This window comes from Streptomyces sp. NPDC054847 (genome assembly GCF_053610925.1).
In genome coordinates this window covers 1-10920 of sequence record NZ_JBSGZJ010000234.1, presented here as the reverse complement: position 1 = coordinate 10920, position 10920 = coordinate 1, and the positions used below count along the sequence as shown (strand labels likewise).

The window sequence follows — 10920 nt, the reverse complement described above, 5'->3', positions numbered from 1 at the left end:
AGCCGCACCCTGCGGCTCGTCCCCGACGCCGGGTCCGCCCGGTGCGGGAGACGGCGGAGGGCCCGCCGGGCGGGCGGGGACCGGAGGGGCCCCGGCCGCGGGGCCGTCGCCACGGACGCCCCGTTCCCCCACGCGCCCCTCGGGCGGTGACGGCGGGCGGTCCCACCACGCGTGCGGACGCGCGGTCACCGTGCCCGATGCCGAGTCGAAGCGGTCATCCAGAGAATCGGCGGACGCGGTCGGGCGGCCGGTGTCCGGGGCGGAGTCGTCGTACAGCCGGCTCCACCAGTCGTCTTCGGTGGTAGGCCTGTTGGGCCTGTCCCCCTGCTCACTCATGCCCTTATTGTCGACCGCACCCCCGGCCAGAAAACGGGCATTGACGAAAAGACACCCGCCAAAGGTCCGCCGGGCGGCCCAACCCCCCACGGGAAGGACGCCCGGCGGACCGGTCGTGATCGGCGCGTCTGCGCGTCAGCGCACCGCGTAGGCGTCGACCACGAGCTGGGTGACGGAATTGCCGTGGGCGTCCGTCAGTTCGGTTCTCAGGGTGACCGCCTTGCCGGACCCGCCCGCGTGGTTCACGGTCGCGTTCCAGGTGCCGTCGCCCTGTCGTCCGGTGGCCGCCTCGGTCCAGGTCTGCCCGCCGTCGTACGAGTACGACAGCTTGGCGCCGGTGAGCGCGCCGGGCCGGTAACCGGCGTGCCCCGTGGCGCTCAGGCCGATCCGCAGGCCGTCGCTCGCGGCGACGGTCTTGAGGCCGTCCTCGGGGAGTTCGTAGTCCGGGAAGAGGAGCGGGATGCCCTGGGAGTACACGTTCTCGTCAAGCTTCGAACGGAACTTCCAGGTCGTCTCCAGACGGGTGGACCGCTTCCAGACCGCGGCCGGCGAGCCGATCTTCATCGTCATCATGGTCAGTTCGTAGGCGGCGTCGCCGGCGGGGACCTCGTAGACACCGAACGGGTACGGGGTCCGGCCGACCTCCTCGCCGTCGCGGACCAGGCGGGTGTTGCCGATGTCGCCGAACGACCCGGCCGATCCCACATGTTCGCTGTCACGCCAGAACGCGGGGGCCACACCGATGAGGTTGCCCTGACGCTCGGCTGCGAGGCCCTGCCGGCCCGACGCGTCGAGGGGCGCGGCCGGGGCGAGCACGCCGCCGTACCAGCTCTCCTCTCGCCGTTCGCCGGGCTCGTACGTGCGGGCCGGGTCGGACATGAGCTCGCCCCAGGGGAAGCTGGAGGAGACGTGGTGTTCCCACCGCGTGTCACCGGGGGTGTAGAACTCGGCGCGCTCGCCGGGCGCCGGCACCAGGTCGATGCCGGAGAGGGACGCCTGGATGCCGCTGGGGCTGTACGCGACGACGACGTCCCGGTAGTCGGCGGCGACGCCCATCGCGCGGTACGTGGTGTCGTTCCTGGCGAGCTTCGTGTCGCGGACCCGGTAGGTGCGGTCGGAGGTGATGGGGCCGCGCTCGGGGAAGCTCAGGTTGTAGACGTACGGGCTCTTGGCGGTGGCCTTCCAGCGCAGGGAGACCGGGCCGTCGGCCAGCCGCTCGAGCAGGAGTCGTGCCTCCGCGGCCTCGATGCCGATGACCGGGCGCGGGGCGGTGCCGTAGCCGATGGAGGGCAGGTACATGCCGGGCGCGTCGCGGTGCACGACGACGGCGAGTGCGCCGGCCGCCTTGGCGTTGCGTGCCGCGGTGGCGGCGCCGATGCCACCGTCGGGGACGTGCACGAGGGCGAACTTGCCCTTGACGCCCGCCGCTTCGAGCTCCGCGGGCGTTCCGGTGCCCGCGTCGACGAGGCCCGCGGTGCCGGTGCCGTCGAGATTGACCGATCCCGTGCTCGCGGCGACGGCACGCAGTCGGGGGCCGCCCTCGACGGTGAGTTCGTCGATCAGCGGGGCGTAGGCGCGCCAGTGGCTGGCGAACTCGAAGTCGCCGTCCTTCGCACGGCCTTGGACGTCGGCGTAGAAGCCGGTGACCGTGCGGCCGCCGGTGATCGTGCCGGCGTGGAGCCAGGTGTCGTCCCAGCCGCGGGCGAAGCCGAGCGTGCCCATCCGGACCTCGGAGCCGCGGTCGGTCTCGATGCCGAGGCGGTGCGCCTTGCGCGCGTCGAGCACGACGGTCGTGTCCTTCGTCAGTTCGATCTCGGGGCGGCCGAGGTAACTGACGGTGCCGTCGCCGGACGTGACGAAGGAGGAGAGGAAGTACGAGCCGGGGCGGAGCCGGTAGACCTGGTCGGCGGCGCCGTCGTTGAAGCGGCGTTCACCGGTCGCGTCGTCGGTTCCGATGACGTCCAGCGAGGACGATCCGGCTGCGGGCTCGCCCTCGCGGTCGACGAGCTTGACGCGCAGGCTGACCGTTTCCGGCTGCACGTACAGCGAGAACGGCGTGGAGACGGTGACGCCGCCACCGGTGGCGACGACGCGGCCGGTGATGTCCCCGTACTGGGCGCGGTCGATGCGCGCCGACGGGTCCAGGGTCAGGGGGACCTTGACGGTCGCACCGGCGGGGACGGTCACGGCACGCGCGCCGAGCCCGGCGATCCCGGAGCGCACGGGCGAGCCGTCGTTGCCGGTCACCTTCCGCACGGCCAGGTCGAGGCGCACGGGCTTGTCGCCGCTGTTGGTGTAGGGGATCTGGACGGTGGTCCGGTCGCTGTCGTCCTGCGGCCAGGCGAAGGTGCCGCCCTGGACGGCGGGCGCGCCGGTCACGGTCGTGTCGACGGCCGCCTTCACATCGAGCCGGCCGCCGCCGGTCTCGCGTACGTCGCCGGGGACGGACGACTTGGCGGAGGACACCAGCGCGGCCTTGATCTGCTGCGCGGTCCAGTCGGGGTGGCGCTGCTTGACGACCGCGGCGGCGCCGGCGACGTGCGGGGTGGCCATGGAGGTGCCGGACATCGACCGGTACGCGTACGGGCCCCGGCCGCCGGCCGCGGCGGCCGAGATGGCGACGCCGGGCGCGGCGATCTCGGGCTTCAGCGTGTGGGAGACGATCGCGGGTCCCCGGCTGGAGAACTGGGCCGTGCTGTCGTCGCGGTCGACGGCGCCGACCGTGAGGACGCCGGGCACGCAGCCGGGCGACGAGACGGTGTTGTGCGACGGGCCCGCGTTGCCGGCGGCGACGACGAACAACGTGCCCTCGGTGCGGGCGAGTTCCTCGGCCGCGGTGCTCATCGGGTCGGTGCAGTCGGTCGGCTGCGGGCTGCCGAGGCTCATGGAGACGACGTCGGCCTTCTGGTCGACCGCCCACTGCATGCCGGCGATGATCCAGGACTCCGCACCGTTGCCGTAGTCGTTCAGGACCTTGCCGCTGAGCAGCTCGGCACCGGGGGCGACGCCCTTGTTCCTGCCGCCGCTCGCGGCGCCGGAGCCGCCGACGGTGGAGAGCGTGTGGGTGCCGTGCCCATGGCTGTCGCCGGGGGTGTCGGAGTCGGTGAAGTTCTCCGCGGCGGTCACCCGGCCCTTGAGGTCGGGGTGTTCGGCGTCGACGCCGGTGTCGAGCACGGCGACCTTGGTGCCCTTGCCGTCGTATCCGGCGGCCCAGGCCAGATCGGCCGCGACCTGCTGTGTGGAGCGGTCGAGGGTGGCCTCGACCTTGCGGTCCAGCCACAGCTTCTTCAGTCCGGCGGCCGCCCGGGAGCGGGTGTTCGTGACGTCCGCCCAGAAGTCGGCCGCCTGCTTCTTGTCCGCCTTGAGGGCGACTCCGCCGACGGCTTCCAGTACGAGCCCGCGCTTCGCGCCGCGCGGGACGGCCGGGGCCGAGCGGGCCACGTCGCCGCCGTAGGTGGCGATCAGCGGCAGTGCCGAGGTGTGCGCGTCGTCGTAGCCCTGGCGGACCAGCCCGGTGACGTTGAAAAGCTGCTCGTCGACGGTGCCGGCCGCCAGCGCGGCGGCGGCACCCTCCGGATAGACGTACAGGTCCTGACCCGAGCGGCGGGTCTGCGTCGTGGCCGTTGTGCCGTCGGGACGCGGCAGTACGGTGGCGGACGGCGCGCCTGAGGCGTCCCGGCCGACGAGGACACGGTCCCCGGTCACGAGCGTGACCGTGACCGGCCGCTCCCCCTGCCGTGCGGCGGCCTCGCTGCCGACCAGCGGTCTCTTCTCGGTCGCCCCGTCCTGCGGCCCTGCGGCCGCCGACGGTGCGATCGCCGTGACGGCCAGCACGGCGGCTGTTGCCGCCCCCAGTGCCGTACGCGATATCGGGCGCATCGCTCTCCCCATCTGAATCCGGCCGCAAAAGGCCACAAAGGCCCCGCTGCCGGAGGCTGTTGGTGCTGCGGTGGCGGCCACATTGGCAGAGCGGCGGCCGATGCGGGGATGATGTCCGAGGCGGGTTCACGCCGTGGCCGATTTCCGCCACGGCGACGGACAGGCGCACGTCCGGGGAGGGGTTCCGTGCTGGGAGCGATAGGGCTCGACGAAAGACAGGAGTCGGCGTACCGCGCGCTGGTGGCGCTGGGGGCCGCCGAGATCTCCGATCTCGCACGCCGGCTGGCGATGCCGGAGCCGGACGCGGAGCGGGCCCTGCGCCGGCTGGAGCAGCAGGGGCTGGCCGCGCAGTCGTCCGCGCGCACCGGCCGCTGGGTGGCGGCGCCGCCCGGTGTGGCGCTCGGCGCCCTGCTGACGCAGCAGCGGCACGAACTGGAGCAGGCGGAACTGGCGGCGGCGCTGCTCGCCGAGGAGTACCGGGCGGAGTCGGACGAGCCGGCCGTCCACGACCTCGTCGAGGTGGTGACCGGGGCGAGTGCCGTGGTGCACCGCTTCGGACAGCTTCAGCTCGGCGCGACGGAGGAGGTCTGCGCGCTGGTCACCGGCAACCCCATCGCCGTCAGCGGCATGGACAACGACGCCGAGGAGAACGCCACGTCCAGGGGCGTCGCGTACCGGGTCGTCCTGGAACGCGAGGTGCTGACGAAGCCCGACGGCATCACCGAGCTGTCGGCGGCCCTGAGCCGTGACGAACAGGTCCGGGTGGTCGACCGGGTGCCGACGAAGCTCGTCATCGCCGACCGCACCCTCGCGATGGTGCCCCTGACCGGCCGGGGCGCCGAGCCCGCCGCGCTCGTCGTCCACGCCAGCGGGCTGCTGGAGTCGCTGATGGGCCTCTTCGAAGCGGTCTGGCGTGAGGCGCTCCCCCTGCGGCTGGGGGTGCGCGGGATCGAGGAGGACGTCTCCGGCCCGGACACCACGGACCTGGAGATCCTCTCGCTCCTCCTGGCCGGCATGACCGACGCGAGCGTCGCCAAGCAGCTGGACCTGGGCCTGCGGACCGTGCAGCGCCGGGTCAAGGGGCTGATGGAGCTCACCGGCGTGACCACCCGCCTCCAGCTGGGCTGGCACGCCTACGCGAAGGGCTGGGTGGCGCGCGACCTGCACGACCGCCCCTGATCCTGCACGCTTGGCATGTGGGCGTATGGCAGCTCCTCATGGTCGGCGGGGTGATGCTGCTGGGTCTCCTCGGGGTGATCGTCCCGGGCGTCCCGGGGCCGTGGCTGGTGTGGGCCGCCGTGCTCTGGTGGTCCCTGCACGTACAGACGGGCCTGGCGTGGTTCCTGCTCGTCGGCGCGACGGCGGTCCTGCTCGTCAACCAGGTCATCGTCTGGCTGCTGCCGAACCGCCGACTACGCGGCCTCGGCATCACCCGCCGGATGGCCGCGTCGGCGGGCCTCGGCGCGCTGGCCGGATTCGTCCTGCTGCCCGTCATCGGCGCGGTGCCGGGCTTCGTGGGTGGCATCTACGGCTCGGAACGCCTCCGGCTGGGCGGCCACGGCCCTGCGATGGCCTCGACCCGCGCGGTGATGCGCGCGGCGGGCACGAGCGTGCTGGTGGAGCTCATGGGGTGCTTGCTGGTGGTGGGTGCGTGGGTGGGCGCGGTGCTGGCCGGCGGCTAGCACCGGGGCCGGCCCGGGCGCCCGCCCCTTCCCCCGACGGGGGCCGTGCCGCTGCGCGGGACCTTTCCCCACCCCGCCCCTTCCCGAAACCGGGGCAGGCCCCGGACCCCACGGGGCTGACGCCCCCAGCCCCCTCCCCGGGAGGGGAAGGGGTTTGTGGGGGCCGGCGCCCCCACACCCCCATGACGGCAGCTTCGCCCCGCGACAGCCCTGCCCGCCCCGGCAGCGCACGGGCCCGGGCCGGCCCCCGGCCCGGACCCCTGTGCTGGCCGCCCAGGCCCCTGGGAGGGTGATTTCGTGGGGGCTGGCGGCCCACACCCCCGAGCGGCAGCTCCGCGCCGCGCTACGGGCACCTCCCGCCCGCCGACAAACCGGCCACCGGCCCCCGCCCAAGGCCCGCTCCACTCGCCGCCCGGCCCGACCGGAGCCGCCGCCCAAGGCGGGACCGCAGCCCCAGCGTGGAGCTGCCCCCGCCCAGAGGCCTGACCACCGTCCCGCATGGACGGACCACCGTCCGAAGGGGCGGCACCGGACGGGAGGGGGGTGGGGTCGGAGGAGGAGGGGTGTCCGGAAGTAAAGCGTCGCAACTCGCGCGAAGCGCGGTGAGGACAGCCATTCCGGGCACCCCCCTCCGGAGGCCCCGCCCCCCGCACCACCCACCCGCGCAGCCACGCCCCGCAAGGGGCGCAACGCACCCCGCACGAGACGGGCGCACGGGCGACTCGCCCTCGTGCCGGACCCCGCCCCCAGGGCGACACGCCACTGGACCGAGCCACGCCCCAGGGGCGAACCCCTACAGCGCCGCGCCCTGACGGGGCCGGCCGGTCGGGACCGGGACACGCCCGCGGGGGCGCCACGCCCCGCCGGGGGCAACACACGACCGGGCCGCGCCGGGCCCGCGAGGCCCCCGTGCCGGGCCCCGCCCGCAGGGCGACACCGGTCCGCGCCACGGACATGGCCCCGCGCCCCGCCAGGGGCGACACGCGCTGGACCGGGCTTCGCCCGGGTCAGCGGAGGCGCCCCCGTTTGGCCTCCATCGCCGCCTTCCCCTGCGCGCCCTTCAGTTTCCAGTCGCGCCGGATCTCCGCCCGCAGCCTCGCGTCCGTCTTGGCCACGATCCGCTGGTTCTCCCGGATCAGCTTGCGGTAGCTGTCGAGCCGCCGTTCCGACAGCGTGCCGTCCTCGATCGCGCCGAGCACGGCGCAGCCGGGCTCCGCCTCGTGGGCGCAGTCGTGGAAGCGGCACTGCGCGGCGAGGTCCTCGATCTCGGAGAACACCTGGTGCACGCCGGCTTCGGCGTCCCAGAGTCCGACGCCCCGCAGCCCCGGCGTGTCGATGAGGACTCCGCCGTCGGGCAGGACGAGCAGGTTGCGGGTGGTGGTGGTGTGCCGGCCTTTGCCGTCGACGTCACGGGTGGCCTGGACGTCCATGACGTCCTCGCCGAGGAGCGCGTTGGCGAGGGTGGATTTGCCGGCTCCGGAGACGCCGAGCAGCACGCTGGTGCCGCCGGAGACGATGGCGGTGAGGACCTCGACGCCTTCGCCCGTGGTGGAGCTGACGGGGACGACCTGGACGCCGGGCGCGGTGGTCTCGACGTCCTGTACGAGGTAGGACAGCCCGGTGACGTCGGGGACGAGGTCGGCCTTGGTGAGGGCGATCAGCGGCTGCGCCCCGCTTTCCCACGCCAGGGCGAGGAAGCGTTCGATCCGGCCGAGGTCGAGTTCGACGGCGAGCGAGACGCAGATGACGATGTGGTCGATGTTGGTGGCGAGCACCTGGCCTTCCGACCGCTTGGACGACGTCGACCGCACGATGGCGGTGCGCCGCGGCAGGAGGGTCCGTACGAACCGGGGGTCGCCGTCGGGGTCGACGGCTACCCAGTCACCGGTGCAGACGACCTGCATCGGGTCGCGGGGGGTGACGAATTCGGTGTCGGCGCGCAGCGGACCGCGCGGCGTGACGAGGTCGCACTGGCCGCGGTCGACGCGTACGACGCGGCCGGGCAGCAGGCCCTGGGCGGCGTACGGTGCGAATTCGGCTTCCCAGGCCGGGTCCCACCCGTACGGGGCGAGCGTGTCCTGGGCGGCAGAGGTGGTGGAAGACGTGTGGGGCTGGGTGTTGAACAAGGGGAACCCTTCGAAGGGCGGCCCCGGCAGCGCGCGCTCCGCGCGCGGACGTCGAGTGGGTGTCAGCCGGAGGCCACAGGGGTGGAAACGATGATGAACCTCTGAACGCGGGCGGCGCCCGTCACCGTGACAGTCATCAATGTCCTCACCTCCTGCTCGTCTTCTTCTCGACGAACCAACACTGTTCGGCCGGGTACGGCGAACTGCCGCGGCCCGGAACGAGCAGAACGATAGCGGCGCCCCGGGGCGGTGCGCCACCTATTTGTGCGACCCGTTCCGTGCGCCGGCTCGCGGCGTCCGGCGGTCTCGGCTTCGAGGGCCGTCGGCCTCGTGCGTCGAGGTTCGTCGGCCTCGTCGCGTGGGTCGGAAATCGCCTTGACCGGCCGTTCGGCACGGCAGTTGGATCGGCGCGGTCGGAGTGCGCCCATCACGGGGGAAGTTGTGTACGACATCTTGATCTCGGGCGCGCTGGCCGGTCTCGGCATCGCCATGCCGGTCGGCGCGGTCACCGTCATGATCGTGACCCTTTCCGCGCAGACGTCGCTGCGTACGGGTCTCGCGGGCGCGATGGGGACGGCGACGGCCGACGGTCTGTACGCGCTGATCGCCGCGTTGACGGGCGCGGCGCTGGCCGGCCTGCTCCAGCCCGTCGCGCAGCCCATGCGGTGGACGGCGGCGGTCGTGCTGCTCGTCCTCGCGGCGAAGGGACTGGCGGACGCCGTCCGCCGCTCGCTCGACCCCGGGCCGGTCCAGCGGGTGGAGGAAAGGCGGCCGCTCCACGCCTACTTGCAGTTCCTGGGGCTCACTGTCCTCAACCCGCTGACCATCGTCTATTTCTCCGCCCTGGTGTTGGCGCTCCGCAACGACGACTGGCCTCCGATGGGCGGCCTGCTGTTCGTCGTCGCCGCGTTCGCCGCGTCGGCGGGCTGGCAGGCACTGCTGGCCGTCGGCGGGGCGCTGGTCGGTCGTGTCCTCACCAGCGACAAGGGTCGTCTGACCACAGCGCTGATCGGCAACGGGGTGATCGTCTTCCTGGCGGTCCGTCTGATGTTCAGCGGTTGACCCGGCCTGCGGCGGGCGGTCGCCTGGTCCGGGTCCACTCGAGGACCTCGTCCGCCGTCCAGGTGTTGATCACCCGCTCCGCCGGCACCCCGCACTCCTCGGCGCGGGCGCAGCCGATGATCTGCCAGTCGAGCTGTCCGGGCGCGTGGGCGTCGGTGTCGACGGCGAAGAGGACGCCCGTCGCGACGGCGCGGCGGAGCAGCCGGCGCGGCGGGTCGCGCCGTTCGGGGCGGCTGTTGATCTCCAGGGCGGTGCCGTGCTCGGCGCAGGCGCCGAACACCTCGTCCGCGTCGAACTGCGACTCGGGCCGGGTGCCACGGCCGCCGGTGACGAGCCGTCCGGTGCAGTGGCCGAGGACGTCGGTGAGCGGGTTCTCGACGGCGCGGACCATCCGCCCGGTCATCGCGGCGGAGTCCATGCGGAGTTTGGAGTGGACGGACGCGACGACGAGGTCGAGGCGGTCCAGCAGTTCGGGATCCTGGTCGAGGCTGCCGTCGGGGAGGATGTCGCACTCGATGCCGGTGAGGAGCCTGAAGGGCGCCCATTCCTTGTTGAGTTCGGCCACGACGTCGAGCTGGGCGCGCAGCCGTTCCGCGGTGAGCCCTTTGGCGACGGTGAGGGTGGGCGAGTGGTCGGTGAGGACGGCCCATTCGTGGCCGATGGCGGCTGCCGCACGGCCCATCTCGTCGATGGGGCTGCCGCCGTCCGACCAGTCGGAGTGCAGGTGGCAGTCGCCGCGCAGCGCGGCGCGCAGGGCACTGCCGCCGTCGGCGAGCGGCGCCCCGGCCTCTTCCTCGAGCCGCTGGAGATACGCGGGGGTTCCGCCGGCGAGGGCCTCCTCGATCACGCGGGCGGTCTTGGGGCCGATTCCCTTGATCTTGACGAGCGATCCGGCCTCGGCATGGCCGGCGATCTCCTGCGCGTCGAGTTCGGCGAGGGCCGCGGCGGCGGTGCGGAAGGCGCGGACGCGATAGGTCTCCGCGAGTGAGCGTTCCAGGAGGAAGGCCACCCGATTCAGGGCCTCGACCGGTTCCATCGTCACCTCCCTGGGGTCCTCAGCTCAGTGAACCCCGATGCCGACCGGTCGTCCAACGCGGGAGCAACACAGGCCTGAACATCGCCGCGCCTTTCAATCAACGGTTCAAGAATTCGTGAGCCTTATATTCAATTGCTCAACCACCTCGAACGTCTTTCTTCGGCCGATTCGGCGACCTACTGAACCGCTGGTCAGCATCGCCGACCCGGTCACCGCCTGCCCTCCGGGCATCACCGGGCGTGACCGAAACCGTGCACAGGGCCAAGCGTTCTTCACCGCGGTGAGTAAGACTCCCGTCCGATTTCCGAAACAACGACCCCAAGGAGTGTTCGAAATGCGGTACATCGCCAGAGGCCTCGCGCTCGCAGCCACCACCACGCTGGCTCTCGTCGCGGCGCCCGCCGTGGGGAGCGCGAACTCCGCGCAGCCCGGGCCGGAGAGGCTGTACCCGCCGTCGGCCCTCGTGCTGACCGTCACGACAGGGGAAGACGCGGCGGCCGGGACGGTGCTGCGCGCGGTGACGCTGAGCTGCACGCCCACGGCGACCGGCACCCATCCCGCCGCGAAGGCCGCCTGCGCGGAACTCCGCGCCGCGGAGGGCGCTTTCGACGCCATCACCACACGGGACCCGAGCGTCGTCTGCACCAAGCAGTGGGATCCGGTGACGGTGACCGTGGACGGCGTGTGGAACGGCACGCGCGTCGACTACGCCCACACCTTCGGCAACGCGTGCATCCGGAGCAGCGGCAGCGGCGTGCTCTTCGACTTCTGAGGCGGCCGGGCGGCCACGGCGGAACGC

Annotated in this window: 7 protein-coding genes and 1 pseudogene; 4 read left to right on the top strand and 4 right to left on the bottom strand. The window is 73.0% G+C overall.

What is annotated here, in order from left to right:
- Window positions 1–336: pseudogene (locus tag ACWGH4_RS21965) on the bottom strand (protein phosphatase 2C domain-containing protein); the annotation flags it as partial.
- 135 nt (window positions 337–471) lie between these two features.
- A complete protein-coding gene (locus ACWGH4_RS21960; RefSeq protein WP_453463408.1) occupies window positions 472–4215 on the bottom strand; it encodes a S8 family peptidase in 3744 nt (1247 codons plus the stop codon).
- 186 nt (window positions 4216–4401) lie between these two features.
- Between ACWGH4_RS21960 and ACWGH4_RS21955 the strand changes: the two genes are divergently transcribed.
- The gene (locus tag ACWGH4_RS21955) at window positions 4402–5394 is read left to right on the top strand and encodes a helix-turn-helix domain-containing protein (protein WP_441261372.1); all 993 of its coding nucleotides are present in this window, start codon (window positions 4402–4404) and stop codon (window positions 5392–5394) included.
- Window positions 5395–5411: 17 nt separating this feature from the next.
- Complete coding sequence (locus ACWGH4_RS21950; protein WP_453463405.1) at window positions 5412–5897, top strand: DUF456 domain-containing protein; 486 nt, start codon at window positions 5412–5414, stop codon at window positions 5895–5897.
- Between the two features lie 1007 nt (window positions 5898–6904).
- On the opposite strand, the gene rsgA is transcribed toward ACWGH4_RS21950, so the two are convergent.
- Window positions 6905–8023 carry a ribosome small subunit-dependent GTPase A gene (rsgA, locus tag ACWGH4_RS21945; protein WP_441261370.1) on the bottom strand — a complete coding sequence of 373 codons (1119 nt, stop codon included), beginning with the start codon at window positions 8021–8023 and terminating at the stop codon, window positions 6905–6907.
- Window positions 8024–8464: 441 nt separating this feature from the next.
- On the opposite strand from rsgA, the gene ACWGH4_RS21940 reads away from it, so the two are divergent.
- The gene (locus tag ACWGH4_RS21940; protein ID WP_441261369.1) at window positions 8465–9085 is read left to right on the top strand and encodes a LysE family transporter; all 621 of its coding nucleotides are present in this window, start codon (window positions 8465–8467) and stop codon (window positions 9083–9085) included.
- Here the strand turns inward: ACWGH4_RS21940 and ACWGH4_RS21935 are convergent.
- A complete protein-coding gene (locus ACWGH4_RS21935) occupies window positions 9075–10121 on the bottom strand; it encodes a PHP domain-containing protein (protein WP_453463401.1) in 1047 nt (348 codons plus the stop codon). The genes ACWGH4_RS21940 and ACWGH4_RS21935 overlap by 11 nt on opposite strands.
- Window positions 10122–10455: 334 nt before the next feature.
- On the opposite strand from ACWGH4_RS21935, the gene ACWGH4_RS21930 reads away from it, so the two are divergent.
- Window positions 10456–10893 carry a subtilase-type protease inhibitor gene (locus tag ACWGH4_RS21930; protein ID WP_441261367.1) on the top strand — a complete coding sequence of 146 codons (438 nt, stop codon included), beginning with the start codon at window positions 10456–10458 and terminating at the stop codon, window positions 10891–10893.
- Window positions 10894–10920 lie beyond the last annotated feature (27 nt).

What these genes read in the sequence shown, in the direction of transcription:
- ACWGH4_RS21935 (WP_453463401.1), bottom strand. Translation starts at nt 10,121, where the DNA reads ATGGAACCGGTCGAGGCCCTGAATCGGGTGGCCTTCCTCCTGGAACGC.
- ACWGH4_RS21930 (WP_441261367.1), top strand. Translation starts at nt 10,456, where the DNA reads ATGCGGTACATCGCCAGAGGCCTCGCGCTCGCAGCCACCACCACGCTG.
- ACWGH4_RS21960 (WP_453463408.1), bottom strand. Translation starts at nt 4,215, where the DNA reads ATGCGCCCGATATCGCGTACGGCACTGGGGGCGGCAACAGCCGCCGTG.